Origin of the sequence: Pseudoxanthomonas daejeonensis (genome assembly GCF_022637495.1) — a bacterium.
GTDB classification, from domain to species: domain Bacteria; phylum Pseudomonadota; class Gammaproteobacteria; order Xanthomonadales; family Xanthomonadaceae; genus Pseudoxanthomonas; species Pseudoxanthomonas daejeonensis.
Window position 1 is genome coordinate 1,610,773 of sequence record NZ_CP093331.1, and the last position, 24,153, is coordinate 1,634,925.

The 24,153-nt window shown below is 68.8% G+C and carries 22 protein-coding genes; 9 read left to right on the forward strand and 13 right to left on the reverse strand.

What is annotated here, in order from left to right; genetic code table 11:
- Positions 1-36 precede the first annotated feature (36 nt).
- The 3 genes from MNQ95_RS07265 to ttcA all read right to left on the reverse strand — a co-directional run bounded on the left by MNQ95_RS07265 (position 37) and on the right by ttcA (position 2,410).
- Complete coding sequence (locus MNQ95_RS07265; RefSeq protein ID WP_162410347.1) at positions 37-405, reverse strand: hypothetical protein; 369 nt, start codon at positions 403-405, stop codon at positions 37-39.
- Between the two features lie 91 nt (positions 406-496).
- Positions 497-1,402: a recombination-associated protein RdgC gene (locus MNQ95_RS07270; RefSeq protein WP_241954244.1), complete on the reverse strand. Its 906-nt coding sequence runs from the start codon at positions 1,400-1,402 to the stop codon at positions 497-499.
- Between the two features lie 105 nt (positions 1,403-1,507).
- Entirely contained in the window at positions 1,508-2,410 is a 903-nt protein-coding gene (gene ttcA, locus MNQ95_RS07275) for a tRNA 2-thiocytidine(32) synthetase TtcA (RefSeq protein WP_241954245.1), read from the reverse strand.
- Between the two features lie 79 nt (positions 2,411-2,489).
- On the opposite strand from ttcA, the gene MNQ95_RS07280 reads away from it, so the two are divergent.
- A complete protein-coding gene (locus MNQ95_RS07280; RefSeq protein WP_241954383.1) occupies positions 2,490-2,693 on the forward strand; it encodes a YdcH family protein in 204 nt (67 codons plus the stop codon).
- 36 nt (positions 2,694-2,729) lie between these two features.
- On the opposite strand, the gene MNQ95_RS07285 is transcribed toward MNQ95_RS07280, so the two are convergent.
- The gene (locus tag MNQ95_RS07285; protein ID WP_241954246.1) at positions 2,730-3,800 is read right to left on the reverse strand and encodes a PAS domain-containing protein; all 1,071 of its coding nucleotides are present in this window, start codon (positions 3,798-3,800) and stop codon (positions 2,730-2,732) included.
- A gap of 905 nt (positions 3,801-4,705) precedes the next feature.
- Here MNQ95_RS07285 and MNQ95_RS07290 point away from each other — a divergent pair.
- Positions 4,706-6,889, forward strand: a complete 2,184-nt coding sequence (locus tag MNQ95_RS07290) for a tetratricopeptide repeat protein (RefSeq protein ID WP_241954247.1) — start codon at positions 4,706-4,708, stop codon at positions 6,887-6,889.
- Positions 6,890-6,891: 2 nt separating this feature from the next.
- Positions 6,892-7,812 carry a hypothetical protein gene (locus MNQ95_RS07295; protein ID WP_241954248.1) on the forward strand — a complete coding sequence of 307 codons (921 nt, stop codon included), beginning with the start codon at positions 6,892-6,894 and terminating at the stop codon, positions 7,810-7,812.
- 36 nt (positions 7,813-7,848) lie between these two features.
- On the opposite strand, the gene plsB is transcribed toward MNQ95_RS07295, so the two are convergent.
- The 7 genes from plsB to MNQ95_RS07330 all read right to left on the reverse strand — a co-directional run bounded on the left by plsB (position 7,849) and on the right by MNQ95_RS07330 (position 16,496).
- Positions 7,849-10,539, reverse strand: a complete 2,691-nt coding sequence (gene plsB, locus MNQ95_RS07300; RefSeq protein ID WP_241954249.1) for a glycerol-3-phosphate 1-O-acyltransferase PlsB — start codon at positions 10,537-10,539, stop codon at positions 7,849-7,851.
- A 7-nt stretch (positions 10,540-10,546) separates the two neighbouring features.
- A complete protein-coding gene (locus MNQ95_RS07305; protein ID WP_241954250.1) occupies positions 10,547-11,503 on the reverse strand; it encodes a hypothetical protein in 957 nt (318 codons plus the stop codon).
- A gap of 221 nt (positions 11,504-11,724) precedes the next feature.
- On the reverse strand, positions 11,725-12,453 hold the full coding sequence (pyrF, locus tag MNQ95_RS07310; protein ID WP_241954251.1) for an orotidine-5'-phosphate decarboxylase: 729 nt from the start codon (positions 12,451-12,453) through the stop codon (positions 11,725-11,727).
- Complete coding sequence (locus MNQ95_RS07315) at positions 12,450-13,340, reverse strand: 5'-nucleotidase, lipoprotein e(P4) family (RefSeq protein WP_162410359.1); 891 nt, start codon at positions 13,338-13,340, stop codon at positions 12,450-12,452. The genes pyrF and MNQ95_RS07315 overlap by 4 nt, the downstream gene beginning before the upstream one ends.
- A gap of 122 nt (positions 13,341-13,462) precedes the next feature.
- On the reverse strand, positions 13,463-13,999 hold the full coding sequence (locus tag MNQ95_RS07320; protein ID WP_241954252.1) for a DinB family protein: 537 nt from the start codon (positions 13,997-13,999) through the stop codon (positions 13,463-13,465).
- Positions 13,999-14,526, reverse strand: coding sequence for a GNAT family N-acetyltransferase (locus tag MNQ95_RS07325; protein ID WP_241954253.1), 528 nt, complete (start codon positions 14,524-14,526; stop codon positions 13,999-14,001). Before MNQ95_RS07325 ends, MNQ95_RS07320 begins: the two co-directional genes overlap by 1 nt.
- Positions 14,523-16,496, reverse strand: coding sequence for a UvrD-helicase domain-containing protein (locus tag MNQ95_RS07330; protein WP_241954254.1), 1,974 nt, complete (start codon positions 16,494-16,496; stop codon positions 14,523-14,525). Before MNQ95_RS07330 ends, MNQ95_RS07325 begins: the two co-directional genes overlap by 4 nt.
- Before the next feature lie 175 nt (positions 16,497-16,671).
- Here MNQ95_RS07330 and MNQ95_RS07335 point away from each other — a divergent pair, with 175 nt between their 5' ends.
- From MNQ95_RS07335 to MNQ95_RS07350, 4 genes are all read left to right on the forward strand, one after another.
- The gene (locus MNQ95_RS07335; RefSeq protein WP_241954255.1) at positions 16,672-17,496 is read left to right on the forward strand and encodes an SEL1-like repeat protein; all 825 of its coding nucleotides are present in this window, start codon (positions 16,672-16,674) and stop codon (positions 17,494-17,496) included.
- Positions 17,497-17,591: 95 nt separating this feature from the next.
- Entirely contained in the window at positions 17,592-17,732 is a 141-nt protein-coding gene (locus tag MNQ95_RS07340) for a hypothetical protein (protein WP_162410364.1), read from the forward strand.
- A 168-nt stretch (positions 17,733-17,900) separates the two neighbouring features.
- Complete coding sequence (locus MNQ95_RS07345) at positions 17,901-18,521, forward strand: thymidine kinase (RefSeq protein ID WP_162410365.1); 621 nt, start codon at positions 17,901-17,903, stop codon at positions 18,519-18,521.
- Positions 18,522-18,710: 189 nt separating this feature from the next.
- On the forward strand, positions 18,711-20,387 hold the full coding sequence (locus MNQ95_RS07350; protein WP_241954256.1) for a tetratricopeptide repeat protein: 1,677 nt from the start codon (positions 18,711-18,713) through the stop codon (positions 20,385-20,387).
- Here MNQ95_RS07350 and MNQ95_RS07355 read toward each other — a convergent pair.
- A complete protein-coding gene (locus MNQ95_RS07355; protein ID WP_241954257.1) occupies positions 20,381-20,875 on the reverse strand; it encodes a M48 metallopeptidase family protein in 495 nt (164 codons plus the stop codon). The genes MNQ95_RS07350 and MNQ95_RS07355 overlap by 7 nt on opposite strands.
- 67 nt (positions 20,876-20,942) lie before the next feature.
- Here MNQ95_RS07355 and MNQ95_RS07360 point away from each other — a divergent pair, with 67 nt between their 5' ends.
- Both MNQ95_RS07360 and MNQ95_RS07365 read left to right on the forward strand, forming a co-directional pair.
- Positions 20,943-21,497 carry a DUF2058 domain-containing protein gene (locus MNQ95_RS07360; RefSeq protein ID WP_162410368.1) on the forward strand — a complete coding sequence of 185 codons (555 nt, stop codon included), beginning with the start codon at positions 20,943-20,945 and terminating at the stop codon, positions 21,495-21,497.
- A 185-nt stretch (positions 21,498-21,682) separates the two neighbouring features.
- A complete protein-coding gene (locus MNQ95_RS07365; protein ID WP_162410369.1) occupies positions 21,683-22,378 on the forward strand; it encodes a hypothetical protein in 696 nt (231 codons plus the stop codon).
- A 162-nt stretch (positions 22,379-22,540) separates the two neighbouring features.
- Here MNQ95_RS07365 and MNQ95_RS07370 read toward each other — a convergent pair whose 3' ends face one another.
- Complete coding sequence (locus MNQ95_RS07370) at positions 22,541-24,130, reverse strand: OpgD/OpgG family glucan biosynthesis protein (RefSeq protein WP_162410370.1); 1,590 nt, start codon at positions 24,128-24,130, stop codon at positions 22,541-22,543.
- Positions 24,131-24,153 lie beyond the last annotated feature (23 nt).

The following is a 24,153-nucleotide window of genomic DNA, read 5'->3' on the forward strand; positions in this document are numbered from 1 at the left end:
GCCACGACCACTGTTCTCCCGGCGTATTCCGGAAGATCAGCCCGCGACTCCGGACGCAGCCCGCATGGGTGACGGAGGAGGAAGGAAGCGGGGGGCGCCGAACTGCTCGATGCCCGGACCGGGCGCAGTCCTGCTGTCGATGTGACCGCTGGCTTCCCCGTGCCAGCGCCGAAGCAGGCGTTCGCATCGCTCCGCCAGCATCCGGAGGGAGCGTGCCTTCGCGAACGCTTCATCGTCGCAGTGCTCGATGAATTCGCGCCCCGACGGAGTGACGTCCGAGGGGGTATACAGCGCGGGGATGACGGGGGCCAACGCATCGGCTGCGGAGGGTTTCGCTTCCGAGCCATGCATGACAGGCGGGGCGAAAGCGACGGCGAGCACGACTGACAGCGACAAGGGCATCATCAAGGCGACCTCCTGGCGGTAGGTAGTGCCAGCCTATGTCGTAGCAGTTGACAACTCAACCGGGCCGTCGCGGGGAGGCCCGGCCGGCCTGTCAGCCCTCGGCCTTGCTGATCTTCAGCGCCGACTCCAGGACCAGGAACAGGCGCCGTACTTCGCCCGACAGCAGGGCGAAGCGTGCGTCCAGCTCCTGGCGCAGGTCGTCGCGCTCGGTGCTTTCCAGCTGGTCGACCGCGCCTTCGAGGAACTTCAGCTTGCGCACCACCAGGTCCTCGCCGAGGACGAACGAAACATGGTCGTCCAGGTTCAGGGCCAGCTTGGTGACCTGCTTGCCCGCTTCGAGGTGTTTGCCGATCTCGTCGCTGAGCAGCTCCTGGTTCTGCGCCTTGACCACCGCGCCGCCGTCCATCGCGTCCTTGAGCTCGCACTCCTCGCCCAGCGACAGGCCATCAGGCAGCGGTTCGCCGGCGATCCAGCCGGTGAGGATGCTGCGCGGCGCCACTTCGGCATTCGGCGGAATCGCCGGAAAGCTGCCGAGCGCGCGACGGATCTCCGAGGCCACCATCTCGCCGGTCTTGCGCGAAGAAGCATCGACGGCCAGGAAGCCGTGCTCCAGGTCGAGCAGTGCATCGGTGCGCGAGCTCTTCACGAAGGCGCGCGGCAGCAGTTCGTGCAGCAGGTCGTCCTTCAAGCGCTTGCGCGCCTTGCCGCCGAGCTTGCGCCCTTCCTTGTCCTCGATCTCGGCGACCTTCTGCGCCAGCAGGTCGTTGACCACCGAGCCGGGCAGGATCTTGTTCTCGCTGCCGACCGACAGCCAGATGGCGTCGCCGATGCGGTGCGACAGCACGTCTTCGCCACGGCCGAACGGGGAAATGAAGCCGCTGGAGGAAAGCTCAAGCGGGCCGACCGGCTTGAGGGCGGCCTCCGGCAGCAGGGCGTCGAGCTGGGAGAAGTCGTGGGTGCTGGGAAAGCGGAAGAACGTCAGGTTGCGGAAGAACATGCGTGGGTCGGTGTCCGGTATTCGTGCTTGGGAAGCGTGGCCATCGCGCCGCGGCGACTCGATGGATCGTGTGGGGCGGCGGCCTGGAACGGCTGCCTCGGGTTGTCAGTCGCCGCCGCCGCTGTCGTGCGGATCGCCGGCCAGCCAGGCATGCGCATCGGCGCGCGCGGCGCCCTGGCGATGGCCCAGGCCCGGGAAGTCGAACAGTTTCAGGTCCGCCAGGTGCGAAGGACGGATGTCGCCGAGCGCGTTCGCGATGGTCTCGATGCGTCCCGGCGATTCCCGTTCCCATTGCTGCATCATCAGCCCGACCTGCTTGCGCTGCAGGTTCTCCTGGCTGCCGCACAGGTTGCAGGGAATGATCGGGAACCGGCGGGCGGCGGCGTAGTCGACGATGTCGCTCTCGCGCACGTACGCCAGCGGGCGGATCACCACGTGCTTGCCGTCGTCAGACAGCAGCTTGGGCGGCATGCCCGAGAGCTTGGCGTGGTGGAACAGGTTCAGGAAGAAGGTGGCGACCAGGTCGTCGCGATGGTGCCCCAGCGCGATCTTGGTGAATCCGTTCGCCTCGGCATATGCGTAGAGCGCCCCGCGCCGCATGCGCGAACACAGCGAACACATGGTCTTGCCTTCCGGCACGACGCGGCTGACCACCGAGTAGGTGTCCTGCTCGATGATGTTGAACGGCACGCCCAGCGCGCGCAGGTAGTCGGGCAGCACGTGCTCGGGGAACCCGGGCTGCTTCTGGTCCAGGTTCACCGCCACCAGCTCGAACGGCACCGGTGCCTTGCGCTGGAGCTGCAGCAGCACGTCCAGCATCGTGTAGCTGTCCTTGCCGCCGGACAGGCAGACCATCACCTTGTCGCCGGCCTCGATCATGCCGAAGTCGGCGATCGCCTCGCCGACCTGGCGACGCAGGCGCTTGGCCAGCTTGGCCTGCTCGCGCTGGACGATGCGCGGATCGGCACGGCGGGAGGCGGGCTCGGGAAGGGGCAGGACGGCATTCATCGGGCTTCATTCTACCGGCGCGCACCGGTACATGCCGGCGCCGGCGGATGGCATCGGGCGCGGTGTAAGCTTGGACCTCGTGGAAGCCATCGACCTCGCCACTGTCGCCGAACGCATCGCCGAACTGCGGCGCGAGCATCGCGCGCTCGACGAACGCATCCTGCAGCTGGCCGCCAACCCCGAAGACGACCTGGAAGCCAAGCGCCTGAAGCGGCGCAAGCTGAAGGTCAAGGACTGCATCGCCAAGCTGGAGAGCCTGCTGATCCCCGACCAGCCGGCCTGAAGGCCGGCGCGCCCGGGAACGAGGCCGGGTCTAGGCCTAGGTACAGGTTGCTGCGATCGCCGACAGCAACCGCACCAGCGCCGCCTGGCCGCGCTCGCCGGTCTTGCCGAAGATGGTCTTGAGCCGCGTCTGCGCTGTCGTCGGCGCGACGCCGCACTCAAGAGCGGCGCTCGCCAGATCCACGTGCCGGTATAGCGCGGTGGCGAGGCGGGCCTCCGCGCCTGTCAGTCCGAACAGCTGCTGCAATGCGCGCTCCAGCGATCCGGCGGCGTAACCCACCTCGCGGACGAACACCAGCAACGCCGCATCGCCGGGTCTCTCCATGGCGGCCAGCGGGTGGGCGGTGAGCACCTGCTCCGGCCGGTCCGCTTCCCCAGGCAGCACTAGACGCTCCACGTCACCCTGGACCATCCGCCCCAAGCCGCGCGCGGCGCGGTGTAGCAGGCCCTGCAGCGGCTGGGCGGACGCGCCTGGTGCCGCGAGGCGGGCATCGATACGCTGCAGTGCGCCGCGGGAAAGCAAACGTTCGGCGCCCGAGTTCGTACGCAGGATGCGCAGGTCGCGCGACAACACGAACATTGCCACCGGACTGGCATCCAGAGCCTGCTCAAGGGACTCTGCGCGCTGCTCCAGGCTGCGCATGCGTCGCATCATCGCGTAAGCGTTCACCCAATGCGGCGTGAGACGGCGCAGCAGTTCCATCTCGACGTCGCCATAGGCGCGTGCCGGATCGTCGTGGCAGATCGACAGGGTGACCGAGCTGAATCCGTCGAAAAGACCGACGCAGGCCACCTGCTGGACGATGTCCAGGCGCCGGTAGTAGGCATGATAGAAGCCGCTGCGTTGCGCCACCTGGCGCGGGACCATGTCGTCGCTGTCGAGCACGCGGCAGGTCGCCAGCAGGGGCGTGGCGACCTGAATCCACGGGTCGTCGCGCAGGTCATGGTCGCCGAGCATCGCGCCCATGCGCGCGGGGTCCACGCCGTGGATCCGGTTCACCTGCGCCTGGCCGCACATCACGTCGTGGATCATCACCCCAGTGATGTGGCTGTGGGTGACCTTGGCCAGCCTCTGGTTGAAGACGTCCAGCTGGGTGTGGTCCAGCACCGAGCCGTACAGCGGTTCCAGCAGTGCGTCGAAGAGGGCAGCGTCAAGCATGGGGGGGGCTCGCGGCACGGTTGGCCGCGCTCATGCGTGCGGCCAGGTACGGCCATGGCGCTACGACGGCAATGACGGCGCGCGCGCCGCCGTATCCGGGCGCTACGACGGGTGACGATGGGCAACGCTGCGCGCCCCAGGCCTGCGACGGGCCTTCTTGTGTCATGTCGATTTCCCCTGTCAAGCCCCGCTTGGGAGCTGCGCGCGCCGCGGATGGTCGGGTCAACTATGCCAAAGCCCGAGACTGCGTGCAGAGCGTGCAGGCCGTGTGATGGGGGGCGCAGGAAAAAGCCGGGGGTTGGGGACCGGCCCGAAAGCGCCGCTGTCTTTTGCCGGGACGGTCCAGAAGTGGGCGGAGCAGCCGATTAGCGCTATTCGGGACAGAATGAAGGGATCAGATGAAGCGCGTGGAACGGGGTTGTCGGCCGCTCGGAAGATTGGTCCGATGGTTGCGATAGGTGTTGGTGCGCACTTGCAGCCGACGGCCTCGAACGTGTCGAGGTCGAACACAAGCGCCAGGAGCAGCAGGGTCGGCAGCCGGCCCACACCAGCTGCGCGAGGCTGGGCTGTCGCTGCTCAGCGGGTTCTTCGGCAAGGCGGCCTCCTGCATTGGTGGCGCCAAGGAAACCTACCTGCCACCGCCGTCGAAGGCCGGCTGACGCGTCATGTTCGAGGCACGCTGTCCGGGGACTCGTCGGGAGTCGGCGTGAACCTCAGCCAAGCCAGCTGCATCGGCGCCGGCTAGCAGGGCCTGGGTGGCAACACCCGAATCGGTGCAACGAGCTGGGCCGCCGAACAGGTGCAGATCAGCATGACCGGCCGCGTGCGGCTGATTCCCGGAAGGAGGGAACCCCATGAAATCGATATCCGCCGCTCTCATCCTGTTGCTATCACTGCTTCAACCGCTGGCCTCGCGCGCCGAGGCAGGGGATGCGGCGGGGTTGCGTGCCGCGCACGATGCCTATTTTGCCGGGTTCCCACAGGACAGGGCCGCGGTACGGGCGCTGGGCGAGCAGGGCAATGGCTTCGCCGCCATGATGCTCGAACGCACTTACCAGCGCCCAAGCTATGGGCCCGTCTCCAGCGGTGAGGCCCTGCGCTGGAGCCATGCCGCCCGCGCCGGGGACGTCGCAGGACGACTCCAGGAGCTGGCGGCACGGAACGACGCCATTGCCATGACTTGGCTGGGAAGCATGCATCGCTACGGCCTGTTGGGCACGCCCGAGGATCCGGCGCAATCGGCGCAGTGGTACCGGAAGGCGGCGGACAAGGGGGGCGTGGTCGCGCAGCGCCTTCTTGGCGAGATGTACGCGAAGGGCGATGGAGTGACAAAGGACGTGGTGGAGTCGGTGCGCTGGTATCGCATGGCGGCCGACCAGGGCGATGCCGAAGCGCAAACCAAGCTGGCGGGTGCCTATCGGGATGGGCGTGGAGCGCCCCAGGACGACGCGCAGTCGGTCGCCTGGTACAGGAAGGCGGCTAACCAGGGTTATGCCGACGCACAGGTCAACGTGGGATATGCCTACGCGACCGGACGTGGCGTGCCGAAAGACGTATCACAAACCATGGCCTGGAACCGAAAGGCTGCGGAGCAAGGCAATGCCATTGCCCAGGCAAACATGGGCAACGGTTATCGGCATGGACTCGGGGTTCCACGGGACGATGCGCAAGCCCTTCTCTGGTTTCGCAAGGCCGCTGATCAGGGGGATGCAGGTGCGCTGGATCGGGTGGGCCATTACGCATACGAAGCGGGGAACCTCTGCGCCATGATCGACGCCTGGGAAGCGGCCGCCCCCATGGTGAAGACGGGCCGGACGCATACCAATCTCGCGAAGCAGTATCGCCATCTCGGCAACATGGTGCTGGCCCGGCTGCACGCGCGAAGCGCGATCGAAAAGGGGGAGCTTGGAGCCGAAGAGCGTGAAACGCTGAACCAGATCCTGGAATCCACGGCCAGCATCGGCGGGTTGGATGTCTCGGGTCTTGCATGGAACGGTTCCGAAAGCGCTTCGGCCGCAAAGTACCAGCCCGCCTTTTCGGCACTCGACGGCAAAGCCTATGTGACCAGCAACGACCAGCACCAGGTCGTCAGTTACAGCAAGCACACCTGGTGCGGTCCCGGGAAGGATTTCCTGGTCGAAGTCGGGTCGATATGGCGCTCCACTCCTACCACCTTCCGTATCCTCTATCGGTTCGATATGGCGACCAATACCTACCGGACCTTCCCCATGAATTCGATTCTTGGAGCCATCGTTGAGAGCGAACTTTCGGTTGGCCGCAGCGGACAACTCGTGTCAGCGGTGGTGGAGACCGGCAAGACAGGTAAACGCACGACCCAGCACCTGGGGACGCGGGAAATTGCCGTTTCGGCAAGTGGCGACAGCGTGATCGAATCCACGCAGATGGGCGTGGTCTTCTCGAAATTGGAGGAGAAGTACGCACGCCTGGTGCCGAATGCTGAAGCCGCGGCCGCGGCAAGGAACAAGTATGACAACGTGCAGAAGCAGGTGGCCCAGCAGAAGCAGCAGGAGGAAGCGAGGGAGGCGCAGGGCGGCGGCCTTCTGCGCTCGGTCATCGGCGCGGCGGTGGCGGGTGGCATGGCCAGCGCCGGCGGTCTGGACGGCGACCAGGTGATGGGCGCGGCGCTGAAGGGCGCGCAGATATTCAACCCCGACAGCGCGGGCGCGGCCACGCTGGGCGCCGCGGGTGACCAGATGCTGGGTACGGGCGGTGCGGGCTCGGTCGCCGGTCTGGCGAGCGCGGCCTCCAGCAGTGGCGGTGCCTTGGGGCCCAAGGAGAACCTGGCACTCGGGGCCTGTGCCGGCTTCACCGAATCCAACTACCGGCAGAGGGCCGTGTCCGGCGGCGGCGACCAGCAGCTGTATGCGATGTGCGGCCAGGCGTTCGAGTACTACACCATGTACAAGCGCGCCATCGCCCAGGGCCACAGCGACGCCGACGCCGAGCGCACCTACGCGGCGCACCGGCAGGCGGCGCAGGTCGCGAAGGGGTTCCTGCAAAGTCACAGGGCGGATTGAGCATGCTCGGGAAAACATGGTGGTCACTCGGGGTCATCGGCGTGTTGCTGTGCCTGTCGACCCGCGCGCCTGCGCAAGACCTGAAATTCTTCTACTGCTATGCGCCGGATCCGGCGAGGAACACGGTCTTCGTGTCGCCGGTCATGCCGATCGGACCGGTGGAGGAACGCAGGCGCTATGGCGACGAGTTCGTTGCCCATCTCATGAAACAGGGGCGGCTGCGGGCGCCGGTGCAGGGCTATTGCAGCATGAAGCCGTCGGCGGAGCAGGTGGCGACCGCACAGGCCAAGCTGCCGGTGGAGACCTGTCTGGAATGCGGTGGTGCGGCGAACTTCGCGCCGGTCGCCTGGCCGCGCGCCGGGAGGCCCTCGCCGCCGGTCGCAACCGGCCTGGGCGCCGCGCGCCCTGCAACGGCGAAGGGTTCGTCGATCGAGATCCTGGATTTCGACGAGCCGGCAAAGCCGCAGTCGTTTCTGGTCATCTTGGGCAACACCGGCACCGGCAAGGTGGTGGTGCTGAAGCAGCCGAGCAGCGCCGCCGCGGATGCGGTCGAGCGCCGCTACGCGGGCAAAGATGGCTGGAAGCGGCTGCTAATCACCGGTGGACCCGGCCATGGCGCCGCCGCCTGTGCGGGGGTCGACGGCCGGATCGAGTTCTTCGTCGTCCACGAACAGGCTTCGGAAGCCGAAGCCCAGCTGCGCGCCCGGCAGTTCGCCTTGCAGTCGGTGGACGATCCGCTGGCGATCAACCTGTGCCATCTGGGATGGGACGCGGGATCGCCGGGCGATGATCCGTCCCTGCTCGACGCCGGCTTCGACGCGGTCAAGCAGCGCGTGCGAGAAGCGGTCACCTGCGCCGCGGGCGATGCGGCATGCGAAGACCGCAACCACAAGACCCCCACCAGCATGGGCGTGCGTGGCTGACGTGCTCGGGCGCCGGGAACAGGGCGCCCGCCCGGCTCATTCGGACGGCGTTTCCACCGGCTCGCTGCGCGCCGCCTCCGGGCTCACCCGCTCGATCGTGTGCCGCAGTTCGCGGCCCAGGATCATCTTGGCGTCCTTGGCCCATGTGTCCAGGCGGTCGTCGAACAGCAGCTTGCTGTTCTGGTCGGGCCAGACCAGGCGCAGCTCGCGCAGTTTCTGGATGAAGCCGCGGAACAGGCTCTTGTCGAAGAACTCCGGCGCGGCGGGCGCGTACAGCAGGCTGAGCCGTTGCGCCGCCAGATGACACAGGCTTTCCAGTTCGGCCGCGCCGAGCGTGCCGGGGCCGTTTTTCACCAGTACCGAAATGGCGATGTAGTAGCGCTCGAACGCCTGCTGCAGGGTGTGGCCGATCGCGCGCAGGCGGAACACCTCGTCGCTCTGGCCCTGGTTGCGCTGCAGGATGCCGCCCTCGTCGTCGTTGATCTGCTGCAGCAGGCCCTCGCGCACGAACACGTCGGCGATGCGGTCCACGCGCTCGGCGAACTCGTCCTCGCTCCATGGCAGGAACAGCTCGGCCTGCAGGAACGGGTAGACGGTGCGGCCCAGGCGGACGAGCGTGCGCCGGCTCATGCGCCGGTTGTGCTGGAAGCAGCAGGCGATCCACGACGAGGCGGTGAACAGGTGCACCACGTTGTTGCGGAAGTACGACAGCAGCACCGCGGTGTCGTCGTCCACGCCCAGCACGTCGCCCAGTGGATGCGGGATGCGGTTGAGCACGCCGATCTCCTCGCCGTGGGCGATGATCTCCTCCGGCGTGTGCGGCGTGACGGTGAAGCGGTCCGAGTACGGCATCTCGGCCAGCAGGGTCTTGGACAGGGCGATCTGCGCCAGCAGGTCGCGTTCGCCCATGGCGTGCTTGGGCGTGGACAGGATCGCCAGCGCCAGCAGGTTGATGGGGTTCACGTCGGCGGCGCCGTTGATGTTGACGTGGATCTTCTGCGCCAGCGCATCGACCGTGTCGGCCAGCCAGGCCGGCTTTTCGTCCTCGTTCACCGGCTTGCCATCCCAGTCCGGCGCGCGTTCTGCCAGGACCTCGCCCAGCCGGATCGGCTCGCCGAAGTTCACCACCACCTGGCCGTAGTTGGAGCGCAGCACCTTGGGGATGCCCCACAACAGCGACCAGATCGACTCCTTCTGCTTGGCCTTGCCGGAGAGCTCGTCGAGGTAGCTGTTGCCCTCCATCAGCTTCTCGTAGCCGATGTACACCGGCTGGAACAGCACCGGGCGGGTGGGCTGGCGCAGGAACGCGCGCAGCGTCATCGCGATCATGCCGCCCTTGGGCTGCAGCAGCCGGCCGGTGCGCGAGCGTCCACCCTCGATGAAGTACTCCAGCGAATAACCGCCGGACACCAGTTGCGCGACGTACTCGGTGAACACCGCCGAATACAGCGGGTTGCCGCGGAAGCTGCGGCGCATGAAGAACGCGCCGCCCTTGCGCAGGATCGTGCCCACCACCGGCAGGTTGAGGTTGATGCCCGCCGCGATGTGCGGGGGCACGATGCCGCGCTCGTACAGCAGGTACGAAAGCAGCAGGTAGTCCATGTGACTGCGGTGGCAGGGCACGTAGACCACTTCGTGGCCCGGTGCGGCTTCCTTGAGCTTGTCCAGGTGGTGGACCAGCACGCCGCGGTAGATCTTGTTCCAGATGCCGGTCAGCAGGAAGCTGGCCGAGCGCACCACCGGATGTGAATAGTCGGCGGCGATTTCCCACGCATAGGCGTGGGCCTTCTTCCAGGCCTCGGCCGGCTTGGAGTTGTCGCGCCGGGCCTGGTCGCTGATCGCCTCGCGCACGGTGTCGGCGGCCAGCACCTTGTCCACCAGCAGGCGCCGGGTCGACAGGTCGGGGCCGATGATCGCGGCGCGGATCCGGCGGAAATGCGCACGCAGCACGCGCTGCAGCTTGCGCACCGTGCGCTCGGGCGGAAGGCCTTCGTCCACCGATTCGCGCAGCGACACCGGCTCGGCGAAGCGGACCAGGGTGTCGCGGCCGTTGAGCAGGAGCGCAAGCAGGCGGCGGAAGCGGCCGACCAGCGCCCAGTTCTCGGAGAACAGCACCGAGAACCAGCCGCTCTGCCGGTCCGGCGCGCGGCCGACGAAGATCGACACCGGCACCAGCCGCACGTCCAGCGCCGGATCGGCGCGATGCGCCTGCAGCAGGCGGGCCAGCGAATCGGAGTGGGTGCGCTTGGCGGGTCGCTGGTCCGGGATCAGCGGCGCGGCGTTGCGGCGCGACAGGGCCACGTAGGCGCGCTTGCGCCCGGTCGGGTCGCGCGGCAATGGCACCAGCGGCGAGGGCAGCCCGGCCTGGCGGCAGGCCTTGTCCAGGATCAGGGCGTTGGAAAGGCCATAGTCCTCAAGCACGTAGCAGACCGGGCGCGGATCGGCCTGGATGTCCAGGTCGGCCGGTTCGAGCTTGAGCTCCAGCCATGGATCGACCAGCCAGCCCATGAAGCGGGCCCAGAGCGGGCGGCGCGGCGACGGTGGCGGTGCGCGGCCGGCGACCGGCACGGGCACCACCGCGCTGGCGGACGTTGCGGTCCCGTCCGCCGGGAGGGCCGCATCGGCGGCGGGGGGCGGGGTCCCGGTGGCGACAGGCGCGCTCGTGCCCGTTGCAGGCTGCGTGCCGGGCGACGGTTCCGGGAACGGGAAGGAATTCTGTTCAGGCATGGACGGATTATCGCGCAGCGGCCGGGTCTGACGGCGGCGGCGGTGCTGGCAGGCCCGGCAGGGCCGGTGCGGGTGCCGTGGACGGCTCGGCCAGCAAGGCGGCGGCGTGCAGGAGGTAGTCGGTGAGGTACCAGTGCCCGTCGCGCCGGGTCAGGCTGACGGTGGTGTCGATCTCGGTGCCGGCCAGCGGATAGTGGATGCGCACGGTGGCCTGGTCGCCGCTCTCCTCGACCAGGCCGGTGCGCAGGTCCGAGAGGCTGCGGTCCAGGTCCAGGCCGTAGTCGGCCAGTACCGCCTTGGTCGCGGCGGCGAACGGCCCCAGCCGGCGCAGGCTTTCCTCCATGCCGGCGGCGTCCAGTGCCGCATCGCCGTCCAGTCCGGTGGCGCGCGCGGCGGCGGCCAGCTGGTCGATCGCGGCGTTGGCGCGCGCGCGGTCGCCCAGCGGCGCGGTGGCCGTCCATGCGCCCAGTGCGGCGATGACCTGCGCGTAATGGGCTTGTTCCTCTTCGCTGTAGCCCCCCTGGGTACGCACGTACTGGGTGCCGAACAGGGCCAGCGACCGCGTCGCGTCGCGCAGCGCGGCGTCCTGTCCGGCCATCTGCCGCTCGAACGAGCGGCGCAGCTCCTTCTCCGACTCCGGCGCGGACAGCACCGCCAGGAGCGGGCCGAGCTGTTCGTCCAGCGGCAGTTCGGTCAACGGCCAGCGGCTGTGGCCCTGTGACCAGGCCTCGGCCAGGTGCGCCCGTTCCGCCGCGGGCAGCGCGTCGCGGGCGAACGCTTCCAGGTCGTTGCGCTGCAGGTGCGTGGCCAGCTGGCGGACGGCGCCGGCCGGTTCGCTGGCTGCGCCGGGCAGTTCCTCGGGAACCGGTTCGCGCCGGCAGCCGGCGATGGACACCAGCAGGGCAACGGTCAGCCACGCGGCGGCGATCGGGGCCAGCCGTATGCAGCGGCGCGAGGAAAGCATGGGCGGCATCCGGAGGGTCCGCGCCGAGTGTGGCCGCAGCCCGGTGGGGTCGGCAAGGCGTCCGGCCAGAAAAAAGGGAGGCACTGGGCCTCCCTGAATCCGGCCAAGGCCGGAGGACATCGTGTTGTGGCACGGTTCCGGCCACTGACCGGACGCCGGCATCCTATCGCCATGGCTAAGCTTAGGCAATACTTGAAATTGTATTGCGTAACTATCTGATTTTATTTGGCTAGCGCCAGTCCGATCTCGTGCTGGATCGCCGATGCGGCCGCGCGCGGGTCCGCCGCCTGGCGGATCGGTCGGCCGACCACGATCGCGTCGGCACCCGCGCGGAAGGCTTCGGCCACGCCCACGCTGCGCTTCTGGTCATCGCCTGCCGGGCCGCCGGGGCGAATGCCGGGGCAGACAATCGAGAATCCGCCGCCGGCGGCATGGCGGATCGGGCCTGCTTCCAGCCCCGAGCAGATGACGCCATCGATACCGGCCGCCTGCGCGGCGAGGGCGCGTTCGATGACGATCGCTTCGGGTTCGCCGGAAATGCCCATCGATTTGAGGTCGTTGCCGTCCATCGAGGTCAGCACGGTGACCGCCAGCAGGCGCATGTCGGCCCCGGCATTGGCCTCGGCGGCGGCCTGCATCATCGCCGGGTGCCAGCCGTGGATCGTGCAGTAGCTGACCGGCCAGCGTCCCAGTCCGCGGATCACGCCGGCCACAGTGGCCGGTATGTCGAAGAACTTCAGGTCGACGAAGATCCGCTTGTCGCGCGCGGCCAGGTCGTCGAGCACCTGGAAGTATTCGCCCGAGGCCAGCAGTTCCATGCCGATCTTGTAGAAGCGCACGCTGTCGCCAAGCCGGTCGATCCATTCCAGCGCCTGCGCGCGGCCGGGCACGTCCAGGGCGAAGATCAGTCGTTCGTCAGGGGCGAGCGCCAGGGGCGCGCGGCCGCTCACGGCGCCACGTCCAGCGCGGCGCGCTTGGCGGCGCGTCGCACGTCGCGCGGCTGGCGCCAGTCGTTGTCGAACAGGGCCGGCTCCCAGCTGCCGTAGGTGGGGTTGGGCAGCATCCACCAGCGCTCGCCGAACCAGCCGTCGTAGCGGTCCAGCAAGGCCTGGCGGCCGGCCGGGCTGTTGTCCTGGATGCGGGCGAAGTCGCCCAGCTGGTCGCCGAACTGCATCAGCACGCGGTACGTGCGACCGGCCAGCTGGCGGCGGCAGTCCTTCTCCGAGCCGTCCTGTTCGCAGCCCTCGACCACGGTACCCAGGCCCAGGAACACGCCCTCGTCGGCCACCGGCAGGCCTTCGGCGCGCAGGTTGTCCAGGGTCGCCTGCTTCAGGTGCACGGCGCGGTTGGAGATGTAGACCAGGGTGATGCCCCTGGCGTTGGCGGCGCGGGCGAACTCGACCACGCCAGGAAGGGCCTTGGCCTTGCGCTCCTCCACCCAGGCGTCCCAGGTCGGATCGCTGTACTCGGCGCCGTCGCGGACCAGTCGCGCCTGGTAGGGCGAGTTGTCGAGCACGGTCTCGTCGATGTCCAGCACCACCGCCGGCTTCAGGCCCCTGGCCGCGTTGCCGCGCTCCTCGGGCACCAGCGCATCCCAGTCGGCCTGCTTCAGCGCCACGTCGAGGTGGTCGGTGGCGGCGCGGTAGGCCTGCGCGGCGGCGGCACGGTACTCGGCCGAACGCTGCACCCAGAGCACGGCGTTCAGATTGTCGTCGGCGGGCACGGCGGGAGCCTGCGCGGCGGCGGGCGCTGTCGCGGGAGCCTCGGGGCGTACCGGCTGGCATGCGGAGGCCATGAGGCCGACGGCCAGCGCGACGCAGAGCAGGGAAAGACGCATCGAGCGCGATCTCGGAAACAGCAGGGGCGCCAGTTTACCGGCTTGCCGGCGGCGGCCGTGCTTCAAAGCGATGCCTCCAGGGGCGGACGGTGGCGCCGGGGTTGCAGCCGGTCCGGAAGCGCTCATTCCGGAACGGGCAGCCGCAGGAGCAGGTCGGTCGCGCCCACATCCACGCGGCACTGGCTGAACAGCGTGGTCGCCTGGCCGCGATGGTGGGTCTGGTGATTGAAGAGATGCAGCAGCAGGTGGGAGAGCTGCCGGCGATGCGGATCGCCGCGCATGTTGCGGTATTCCACGATGCGTCCGGGGTCGTTCGCGTCGAGCTGGCCGATCCACGCGACGATCACCGCATCGAGCCGCTGCCGGCGCGACCACCACGCGGCCAGGTCGGCGCAGGGCTGCGCGTCGAGGCGACCGGGCATTTCGATGTCGTCGAGGGCGTGCAGTGCGGTCCAGCGTCCACCGGCCGGGTCGCTGGCGAAGCGCTTCAGCCATACCGTATCGGCCACGACCAGATGATTGAGCGTGCCCAGGATCGAGCCGAAGAACGCACCACGCGGGGCCTCCAGTGCGCCCGCGGGCAGCCTGCCGGCGGCCTGGTGGAGGTTGTCGTTCATCCAGTGGTTGTAGTCGGCCAGCAGCACGAAATGGTCGAGCATCATCCGGGCCCCGTGGTTTCGAACAGCAGGATCACCTCGTCCTTGCCCGGCAGCTGGATCGTGCCGGCATCGCGCAGGCCGAGCCGGCGCAGCAGCGCGATGGAGCGGTCGTTGCCGGGCGAGACGATCGCCAGCACGCGCGGCAACGACAGCGCGGTGCGCGCATGCGCGAGCGTCGCGCTGGCCGCCTCGAACGCATAGCCCTGGCCGTAGTACGCCGGCAGGAAGGCGAAGCCGATGTCGGGTCCCGGCAGGCCGTCGCGCACCACCAGGCCGCACAGCCCGATCGGTGCGCCGCCGCCGCGCGGCTCGACCAGGTACATGCCCATGCCATGGCGGGCATAGCTGGCGATCGGTCCATCGCGAAGATAGCTGCGCGCCTGCTCGAGGTCGCGCACGCCGCGGTCGCCGATGAAGCGCAGGAAGTCGGGCTGGTTCAGCAGTTCGAGCATGAAGCCGGCGTCGTCCTCGACCAGTTCGCGCAGCCGCAGCCGCGCGGTGGTGGCGATGGACGTGCCGGCGCTCATTCGCCCAGCAGCGCCTGGATCGCGGCGAAGCTCGCGTTCGCGCGTTCCTTCTTGGCCGCGGCATCGGCGATCGGGTCGGCCCCGTCGCGCTGCAACTCGGCCGCGGGCAGTTCGTCGATGAAGCGGCTGGGCTTGAGCCGCACCTTTTCGCGGAAGCGCCGGGTCTCGCGGTTGTAGCTGAGCCACAGCTGGGTCTTGGCGCGGGTGATGCCGACATACATCAGCCGGCGCTCCTCCTCCAGCGAGCCTTCCTCCAGCGCGGCTTCGTGCGGCAGGGTGCCGTCCTCGCAGCCGATGATGAACACGTAGCCGAACTCCAGGCCCTTGGCCGCGTGCAGGCTCATCAGCCGCACCTGGTTGCCGCCGTCGTCCTTGTCGTTGCGCGACAGCAGCGCCAGCTGCGCGGCCAGGTCGCCGGCGCTGGCGCCACGCGGGCCGCCCTCGAACCATTCCGCCAGTTCGTCCAGGTTGCCCTTGCGCCGCTGGAACGAGGCTTCGTCCTTGCACTGGCTGCGCAGGTCGGCGAGCAGTCCGGATTTCTCCGCCAGGCGCCGTACCAGGTCGGCAGCGCTGAGCTTGCTGGCGTGGTCGCGCAGGTCGGCGATGGCATTGTTGAATGCACCCAGGCCGTTCGCTGCGCGGGGCGCCAACTGCTGCAGCGCGCCCATCGACTGCGCGGCGCGCGACAGCGGCATGTGCTTGCTGGCCGCCAGTTCGGCCAGTTTGGCCAGCGAGGTCGCGCCCACCTCGCGCTTGGGCGACTGCACCGCGCGCAGGAAGGCCGCATCGTCCTCCGGATTGGCGATCACGCGCAGCCACGAGAGCGCATCCTTCACTTCCTGGCGCTCCAGGAACGCGGTGCCGCCAGTGAGGTGGTAGGGCACGCGCAGCAGCTGCAGTGCCTTCTCCAGTACGCGCGACTGGTGGTTGCCGCGGAACAGGATGCAGAACTCGCTCCAGGGGATCTTCTTCGACGTGCCCAGGAACGAGATCTCGGCGGCGACCTTCTCGGCCTCGTGTTCGTTGTCGCGGCATTCCCATACGCGGATGCGCTCGCCGTCGGCCTGGTCGCTCCACAGGGTCTTCAGGTGCTGGTGCGGGTTGCGCGCGATCAGCGCGTTGGCCGCGCGCAGCACGCGATTGGAGCAGCGGTAGTTCTGTTCCAGCTTGACTACCTGCAACGCCGGGTAGTCGCGCGCCATCTGGTCCAGGTTCTCAGGGTTGGCGCCACGCCAGGCGTAGATGCTCTGGTCGTCGTCGCCCACGCAGGTGAAGTTGCCGCGCGGGCCGGCGATCGCCTTGAGCAGGCGGTACTGGGCGTCGTTGGTGTCCTGGCACTCGTCCACCAGCAGGTAGCCGATGCGCTCGCGCCAGCCGGCGACGATCTCGGCGTTCTCCTCCAGGATCTGCACCGGCAGCCGGATCAGGTCGTCGAAGTCCACCGCGTTGAACGAAGTCAGCCGCGCCTGGTAGCGCGCGTACAGCTTCGCCGCCTCCATCTCGCGGGTGGAACGCGCCGCGGCCAGCGCCTGCTCCGGCGACAGGCCGGCGTTCTTGGCCCGCGAGATCAGGTTCTTCGTATCGTCGATCGCATCGGGTTTGGCGCCGGGCATCAGGTCCTTGACCTGGGCGGCGCTGTCGTCGGCGTCGAAGATCGAGAAGCCGCGCCGCAGTCCGGCGGACGCGTGTTCGATCTGCAGGAACTTCAGGCCCAGCGCATGGAAGGTGCAGATCGTCAGCCCTTCGGCCGCGTCGCCCTTGATCCGCTTGGCCACGCGCTCGCGCATCTCCTTCGCCGACTTGTTGGTGAAGGTGATCGCGGCGATGCGCTTGGCCGGGTAGCGGCCGCTGCCGATCAGGTGGGCGATCTTCTCGACGATGACCCGGGTCTTGCCGCTGCCGGCGCCGGCCAGCACCAGCAGCGGGCCTTCGTCATGCAGCACGGCGGTGCGTTGGGGGGAATTGAGCAAGGTGGCGGAACGGATCGAGCGGGCCCGGCATTCTACCCGGTGCCGGCGGCCTGCCCGCCGCCCCGGCCGCCGTGCGCGGCGTGTGACTTGTGTCCCAGTGACGAAGGATATGCGACGGTCCGCGCGGCCGGGGCGTACCTTCAGCGACACCCCGCCATGGAATGGAGCGCGCGTCGTGAATCCGAATCCGTTCGAACGGTCCGGTCCGGGACTGGGCCTGCGACGCAACCGGCGCGCGCGCTGGATCCTGGCCGCGCTGCTGCCGCTGGCCTTTCCACTGGCCGCCAGCACCGAGCCGTCCGGCCCGGTGCGCGTGCTGCAATGGGAGGGCGAGGTCGAACGGCCGACCTTCGGCAGCTACGTCGGCGAGCCGGATATCGCCCCGGAGCTGCTGACCGAGGGCTTCCTCGCCGCCCATCCCGACATCCGCTGGCGTCGCGAAGGCCTGCACGCGTTCCACCACAAGCGCTACGACGAGGCGCACACGATGTTCCGCCGCGCCGCCAGCTATGCCGACAAGGCATCGATGGCGATGCTGGCGGAGATGTACTGGAAGGGCCTGGGCGTGGCCCAGGACAAGCCGATGGGCTATGTCTGGATGGACCTGGCCGCCGAGCGCCTGTATCCGAACTTCACCATCCTGCGCGAGAGCTACTGGGGCCAGCTGAGCAAGGCCGAGCAGGACGCGGCGATCGACCGCGGCCAGGCGCTGCTGGCCGAGTTCGGCGACGACGCAGCCAAGCCGCGGCTGGAGCGGATCCTGCGCACCGAGGGCCGCAAGGTCACCGGCAGTCGCACCGGTTCGGTCGGCTTCGTGCGGATCATCCCGATGACCGGGCCGATGGCCGGCAAGGGGACCACCCTGCGTGCCGACGACTACTACCGGAAGGACTACTGGGAGCCGGCGCGCTACTGGGCCTGGCAGGACGAGGTCTGGAAGGCGCCGCAGAAGGAGAACGTGGACGTGGGCGATGTCGAGCCGGTGAAGGCGGGCGACTGACGGAGCAAGGGGCGCTCCTGGGCGTGCGGACATGCAGGACGCCGAACCGGGCCGCCATCGCAGGAGTGGCGGCGGCGCTGTCATGGCGGCCTGTCATGGCTGCAGCCCAGGTCATCACGCCGGGGCAGGTGTCCGGTCCGGTCGACATCCGTGCCGAGCAGCCCCGCCAGGACCTGCCGATCATCCCGCCCTCAGGCGCCGGCCGCGATTCGATCACGCTGAGCGGCAGCGAGTAATTCGACGACACGTCCTGGGAGCCGGATGCCTACTTCGCCTGGCAGGACACGACCTGGAAAACCCTGCTGAACACCGGCCGCGTCGAGGTGGGCGAACCGCGTGCGGTGGAGCAGCCGGTCGCGGAACAGGGCAGCGCAGTGGCGCCAGCGGCTTTAGAATCTGCGCCCATGGCCAAGCTCTACTTCTACTACTCGGCGATGAACGCCGGGAAGACCACGACGCTGTTGCAGTCGGCGTACAACTACCGCGAACGCGGCATGCGCACGCTGATCCTCACCCCGCGGCTGGACGACCGGGGTGGGCAGGGGGGCGTGGTCGCTTCCCGGATCGGGTTGCGTGCCGAGGGCACGGCGTTCGATCGCGACACCGACCTGGAGCGGAAGGTGGAGGCGGACCTGGCCGAGCACGGACCACTGGACTGCGTGCTGGTGGACGAGGCGCAGTTCCTCAGTCGGGCCCAGGTCTGGCAGTTGAGCGAGGTGGTCGACCGGCTGCGGATCCCGGTGCTGTGCTACGGCCTGCGCACGGATTTCCGCGGCGAGCTGTTCGAGGGCAGCCAGTACCTGCTGGCCTGGGCCGACGAACTGGACGAGATCAAGACGATCTGCCACAGCGGCAAGAAGGCGACGATGAACCTGCGCGTGGATGCGCAGGGGCGCGCGGTGCATGACGGTCCCCAGGTGGAGATCGGCGGCAACGAGCGCTACGTCTCGGTCAGCCGCCAGGAATTCAAGAAGGTCATGCGTGGCGAGGGCGCGATCGAGCCTTTGCAGGCGCCGTTGCTCTAATCCCGCGCGGCAGCGGCGCCAGTCCCCGGACCGACCGGATCGGGCGAGGGCTGCCGGCATTGCCCGCCGACGACATTCCGCGGCCTCCGGTGGGAAGTCCGTCCGGGTGCGTCCCGGTGGCCACCACCTTGTCCGCTTCGGGTATCCCGCCTGCGTTACTGTCCCGTATACCAGACCGGGGAAGTCGCGATGATCCGACAGTCCTTGCTCCTGCCGCTGCTGGCGGTCCTGCTGCTGGGATGCGATCGGGGGCAGAAGGCGCCCGCCGACGCCACCTCCGCCAGCGGGGTTCCGGCTACCGACCTGCCGCTGTTCGAGACGTTCGGCGACCTGCACCGCGACGTCGCCACGCGCGCGCCGCAGGCGCAGCGCTACTTCGACCAGGGCCTGCGCATGGCGTACGGCTTCAACCACGAGGCCGCCGGCCGTGCCTTCGCCGAAGCAGCCAGGCTGGATCCGCAGTGCGCCATGTGCGTATGGGGCCAGGCGCTGGTGCTGGGCCCCAACATCAACCTGCCCATGGATCCGGCGCTGGCCAAGGATGCCGCGACCCTCGCCGCGCGCGCGCTGGAACTGGCCGGATCGGCGCGCCCGGCCGACCGGGCGTTGATCCAGGCGCTGCAGGCGCGGTACGCCGATCCGGCACCCGAAGATCGCGCTCCGCTGGATCGGGCCTACGCCGATGCGATGGCGAAGGTGGTCGCGCAGTTCCCCGACGACGACGACGCGGCCACGCTGTATGCGGAGGCGCTGATGGACCTGTCGCCGTGGGCGTACTGGCAGCAGGACGGCACCCCGGCCCAGTTCACCCCGGCGCTGCTCGGTGAACTGGAACGCGTGCTGGCGCGCAACCCGCGCCATATCGGCGCGATGCACTACTACATCCATGCAACCGAAGCTTCGCCCGAGCCGCAGCGCGCCATTCCCTATGCCGACGCGTTGGCCGCACTGGCCCCCGGCTCGGGCCACCTGGTCCATATGCCTGCGCACACCTACATCCGCGTCGGCCGGTACAACGACGCGACCCTGGCCAACTTCGCCGCCACCGCCGCGGACAAGGATTTCCTGGCGGTGTGCCGCGGCAGCAACGGCGTGTACCCGCTGGGCTACGTGCCGCACAACTGGCACTTCGCCACGATGACGACCGGGCTGACCGGTTCGCGCACGCTGGCCCTGCAGTCGGCGGCGCAGACCGCCCAGCGCGCCGACCAGGCCGCGATGGGCGAGGCGCCGATGCAGTTCATGCAGCAGTTCGTGGTCGCACCGCTGCTGACCCAGGTCCGCTTCGGCGACTGGGACGCGATCCTGGCCGACACCGCCGCGCCGCCGGCGCTGCCGTATCCGGCCGCGATCCGGCACTTCGCCCGCGGCATGGCCCACCTGCGCAAGGGCGCCCTGGACGAGGCCGCGCGCGAGGCCGACGCCCTGCATGCCCTCGCCGGCGATCCGGCGATGGCGCAGGTGAGCTTCTTCGACATCAACCACGCCGATGGCGTGCTGCGCGTCGCCGACGGGTTGCTGCGTGGGGAGCTGCTGCGTGCGCAGGGAAAACATGCCGAAGCCATCGCCACGCTGCGTGAAGCGGCGGTCGCCGAGGGCGCGCTGGCCTACAACGAGCCGGCCGACTGGCCGCTTCCGGTCCATCCCTACCTGGGCGCCGCGCTGCTCGAATCGGGCGACGCGCAGGGCGCCGCGGACGCGTTCGCCCAGGACCTGAAGGCCTATCCGGCCAACGGATGGTCGCTGTTCGGTCTGGCCCAGGCGCAGCAGGCGCTCGGACAGGCCGAAGCCGCGGGCGAAACCTCGCGCCAGCAGGCCGCCGCCTGGCAATGGGCGGACGCGCCGCTGACCGCCGCGCGCTACTGACCGGCCTCCAGGCACGTCAGGTAGAGCCGCAGGTCGAATTCGAGCTGGTGGTAGTCGGGCGCCATGTGGGTGCACAGCTGGTAGAAGGCCTTGTTGTGCTCGGCTTCCTTCAGGTGCGCCAGTTCATGCACCACGATCATCTCCAGGAACGGGGCGGGTGCATCGCGGAACACGCTGGCGATGCGGATCTCTCGACTGGCCCTGAGCCTGCCGCCGTGCGCGCGCGAGATCGCCGTGTGGGTGCCGAGTGCGTGCTTCATCACCTGCAGCTTGCCGTCGTACACCACCTTGCCCAGCGGCACCGACCGGCGCAGGTGCAGGTCCTTGAGCGCCTGCACGTAGTCGTACAGCTGGCCGTCGCTGCGCACGTCGTGGGCCTGGTCGTACTTCGCGGCCAGCATCGCGCCCAGCCGACCCTGCCTGATCAGCTCGCGCGCACGGGCCTGCAGGGGAGCGGGGTAGCCGGCGAGGTACTTCAGGGGTTCCATGGACAGGAAGCGGGGCAGGGGGGTCGGCGGGTATGATGACCCGGAAATCCCGGCAAGAAGCAGCGACATGGCGAAAGGGAATCCGCTCCAGGAACAGTTGCTCAAGGCGGGCCTGGTCAAGAAATCCAAGCTGGCCGAGGTCGCGCGCGAGCAGAACAAGGCCCGGCACGCCAAGGTCCCGTCCGGCCCCAGCGAAATCCAGCGGGAAGCAGAACGTGCGCGTGCCGAAAAGGCCGAACGCGACCGCGTCCTGGAAGCGGAGCGCAAGGCGCTGGCGCGGACCGCCGAACTGCGTGCGCAGGCACGGCAGATCATCCAGGACCGCAAGGTGCCGCGTTCGGGCGAAGGCGAGTACCGCTTCACCGCCGATGGCGCGATCCGTACCGTCCTGGTCAGCGAGGACCTGCGCAAGAAGCTGTCGTCGGGCGCACTGGTGATCGCTCGCCTCGACGATCGGTATGAACTGTTGCCGCGCGTCGCCGCGGACAAGGTGCGTGAACGCGACCCCGGCATGATCGTGCTCGACCATGGCCAGGGTGCGGGCAACGAGGCCGCGTCCGCGACCTCCGAGGACGATGCGTACTACGCGCAGTTCAAGGTGCCGGATGATCTTGTGTGGTAGCCGCGGTATCGCCGGCGCGGGTTGCCGCCCGGCGGGTACGGGCATCGTGGTTTGTGTTTGATTCGCCGTACGTCCGGGAGCGGCCATCCCGTCCGCGGACGCAACCAGAACCCATCGAGGGGAGAGATGCAATGAGGCTGGGAATCCGTTTGGCGAGCGTCACGATCACACTGTCGGCGCTTTGCATGCCTTTCGCGTCCAGCGCGGCGGAAGCCGATGACTGGGAGTGGATGGTGGAGCCCTACATCTGGGCGGCCAGCATCGGCACCGACATGCGCACGTTCACTCCGCCGACCGATGCCGAAAGCGATTCGTCGTTCTCCGACATCATCGACAAGCTCGATGGCGTGTTCATGGGCAGGGTCGAAGGCCGCAACGAACGATTCGGGGTTTTCGCCGATTTCATCTACCTCGGACTGGCGGACGACAGCCAGCGCCGGTTCCTCGACACGAGTTCGGACCTGGATACGCGCCTGCTCGACGTGGCCTTCTCGATGCGTTTCGGCGGCCAGCGCGACAGTGGCCTGGACCTGTACGGCGGCGCCCGCTACATCGACGTGGACCTGACGACCGGATTCGTTCCCCACAACCCGGCCTTCGCGCCGCGCACGCTGGACGTGGGTAGCAGCTACCTCGATTTCCTGTTCGGCGCGCGCTACGCGTGGCCGCTGTCGGAGCGCTGGAACCTCACCCTGCGCGCGGACGGCTCGGTGGGCGAGAGCGACGGCACCTGGGGCGCCTCGGCGATGGCGGGCTATCGCACCGGCAATGGCGCATGGCTGGTCGGCTATCGCCACATGCAGGCCGATCTCGGCAACCGCAACGGTGACATTTCGCTGAGCCTGACCGGGCCGGTATTCGGTTACGGCTTCAGGTTCTGAGCCCGCGCCGGCGGTCAGGCCACGCCGGCGGATAAACAACATGTTGCCGATGCGATGGCGAGGGTTCGCCGGACCGGCAGGATTGCGCCCGCTCCACCCTCCAGCCGGCTGCGACGTCGACGGGCGACGCAGCCGGCGTGCGGGACCTGCGCGCACGGCCGCTCAGTACAGTCGGCGCTCGCTTGGCGGCGGCGGGTTCCACTGGTACAGCCAGGTCTCGCTGAGCGCGCGGCCTTCATGGCGCAGGTACAGGCGCAGGTCGATCTGGCGGGTAGAGTCGTCGTCGGGATAGACGTCGAACATTGCCCGGTAACCTTCGATGGCATGCAGCGGACGCGCCGAGACGGTGTCGATGCGGCCGCGACTGGTCTCGACCACGGCCTCGACCGTCGCGTTGCGCTTGGCCAGCGCCGCCAGTTCACCGCCAGCGAAGTCCACCGCGAAGCGCTGCGAGAAATGGTCGCGCTTGAAGCCGATCACGCCGCCCAGGCCGGTGCGCGTGGCCACGGTCTGCGCCAGCGTCGGCTGCACGGGCGGTTGCTCGCCCCAGTAGAGGCGATAGCCGTACAGCAGCTCCTGGCCGGCCTGCGGCTTGGACTCCGGGTTCCAGAACGCGACGATGTTGTCGAAGGTCTCGTCGATGGTGGGGATCTCCACCAGCTGCACCGAGCCGCGGCCCCAGCCGTGCTTGGGCTCGACCCACAGGCTCGGGCGCTTCTCGTAGAACACGCCGTCGTCCTGGTAATGGTCGAAGTTGCGGTCGCGCTGCAGCAGGCCGAAGCCGCGCGGATTCTCGTCGGCGAACGCGTTGTAGCGCAGGTGCGCCGGATTGCCGAGCGGGCGCCAGATCCATTCGCCGCTGCCGCTGTGCATGGCCAGGCCGTCGGTGTCGTGGATCTCGGCGCGCCAGTCCCAGTCCATGCGCCGGTCGTTCTCGCCGACCTGGTACATGCTGGTGGCAGGAGCGATACCGATGCGTTCGATTTCCTTGCGTGGATACAGCGCCGCGTCGATGTCCATGACCAGCGGCTCGCCCTTGGTGATCGCGAAGCGGTAGGCGCCGGCGACGCTGGGCGAATCCAGCAGCGCGTAGATCACCACCGTCTCCGAACCCGGCGCCGGGCGCTCGAGCCAGAACGCGGTGAAGTCGGGAAATTCTTCCGGCCGCGGCATGCCGGTGTCGATCGCCAGGCCGCGCGCGGACAGGCCGTACTGCATGCTCGAACCGACCGCGCGGAAATAGCTGGCGCCCAGGAACGCGGCCCAGTCGCGACGGATGTCGTCGGGCGAGTTGAGGCGGAAGCCGGCGAAGCCCAGGTCGCTGGGCAGCTTCTTGCCCTTCAGTCCGCTCTTGCCGAAGTCGAACATCGCCGGGTCGTAGGCCAGTTCCTGCGCCTGGCCTGACGCCACTTCGAACATGCGCACCGGGCGCTTGAAGTAGATGCCCAGGTGGAAGAACTTGGCCTGGAACTTCGAGCCGGCCATGTCGCCCCACAACGCGTGGTCCTGGCGGAAGCCGATCGACTGGTACTGGTCCCAGTTGAGGGCGGCGATCGGCGGAGGCAGCACGTCGCTGCGCGGCGTGAACGGGCGGGTGGCCAGCGCGCGGGCATGGCCCTTGAGCCATGCATAGTCGAACGGATGGCGTTCGCCCAGCGGCAGCGGGCTGGCGACGGCTTCCAGCAGGGGCAGGGGCAGGCCGAGCGCCGCCAAGGCGGCGGAAGCACGGATCAGGAACTGGCGTCGTTGCATGGCGCGGCGGGCGAGGGTGGGCG

Excerpts from the sequence above, each read along its gene's own strand:
- MNQ95_RS07370 (WP_162410370.1), bottom strand. The coding sequence starts at position 24,130 with ATGCAACGACGCCAGTTCCTGATCCGTGCTTCCGCCGCCTTGGCGGCG.
- MNQ95_RS07265 (WP_162410347.1), bottom strand. The coding sequence starts at position 405 with ATGATGCCCTTGTCGCTGTCAGTCGTGCTCGCCGTCGCTTTCGCCCCG.
- MNQ95_RS07355 (WP_241954257.1), bottom strand. The coding sequence starts at position 20,875 with ATGGAACCCCTGAAGTACCTCGCCGGCTACCCCGCTCCCCTGCAGGCC.
- MNQ95_RS07295 (WP_241954248.1), top strand. The coding sequence starts at position 6,892 with ATGCTCGGGAAAACATGGTGGTCACTCGGGGTCATCGGCGTGTTGCTG.
- MNQ95_RS07340 (WP_162410364.1), top strand. The coding sequence starts at position 17,592 with ATGGCTGCAGCCCAGGTCATCACGCCGGGGCAGGTGTCCGGTCCGGTC.
- MNQ95_RS07360 (WP_162410368.1), top strand. The coding sequence starts at position 20,943 with ATGGCGAAAGGGAATCCGCTCCAGGAACAGTTGCTCAAGGCGGGCCTG.
- MNQ95_RS07345 (WP_162410365.1), top strand. The coding sequence starts at position 17,901 with ATGGCCAAGCTCTACTTCTACTACTCGGCGATGAACGCCGGGAAGACC.
- MNQ95_RS07350 (WP_241954256.1), top strand. The coding sequence starts at position 18,711 with ATGATCCGACAGTCCTTGCTCCTGCCGCTGCTGGCGGTCCTGCTGCTG.
- MNQ95_RS07290 (WP_241954247.1), top strand. The coding sequence starts at position 4,706 with ATGAAATCGATATCCGCCGCTCTCATCCTGTTGCTATCACTGCTTCAA.
- MNQ95_RS07320 (WP_241954252.1), bottom strand. The coding sequence starts at position 13,999 with ATGCTCGACCATTTCGTGCTGCTGGCCGACTACAACCACTGGATGAAC.
- MNQ95_RS07315 (WP_162410359.1), bottom strand. The coding sequence starts at position 13,340 with ATGCGTCTTTCCCTGCTCTGCGTCGCGCTGGCCGTCGGCCTCATGGCC.
- MNQ95_RS07305 (WP_241954250.1), bottom strand. The coding sequence starts at position 11,503 with ATGCTTTCCTCGCGCCGCTGCATACGGCTGGCCCCGATCGCCGCCGCG.
- MNQ95_RS07270 (WP_241954244.1), bottom strand. The coding sequence starts at position 1,402 with ATGTTCTTCCGCAACCTGACGTTCTTCCGCTTTCCCAGCACCCACGAC.
- MNQ95_RS07365 (WP_162410369.1), top strand. The coding sequence starts at position 21,683 with ATGCCTTTCGCGTCCAGCGCGGCGGAAGCCGATGACTGGGAGTGGATG.
- MNQ95_RS07325 (WP_241954253.1), bottom strand. The coding sequence starts at position 14,526 with ATGAGCGCCGGCACGTCCATCGCCACCACCGCGCGGCTGCGGCTGCGC.
- plsB (WP_241954249.1), bottom strand. The coding sequence starts at position 10,539 with ATGCCTGAACAGAATTCCTTCCCGTTCCCGGAACCGTCGCCCGGCACG.
- ttcA (WP_241954245.1), bottom strand. The coding sequence starts at position 2,410 with ATGAATGCCGTCCTGCCCCTTCCCGAGCCCGCCTCCCGCCGTGCCGAT.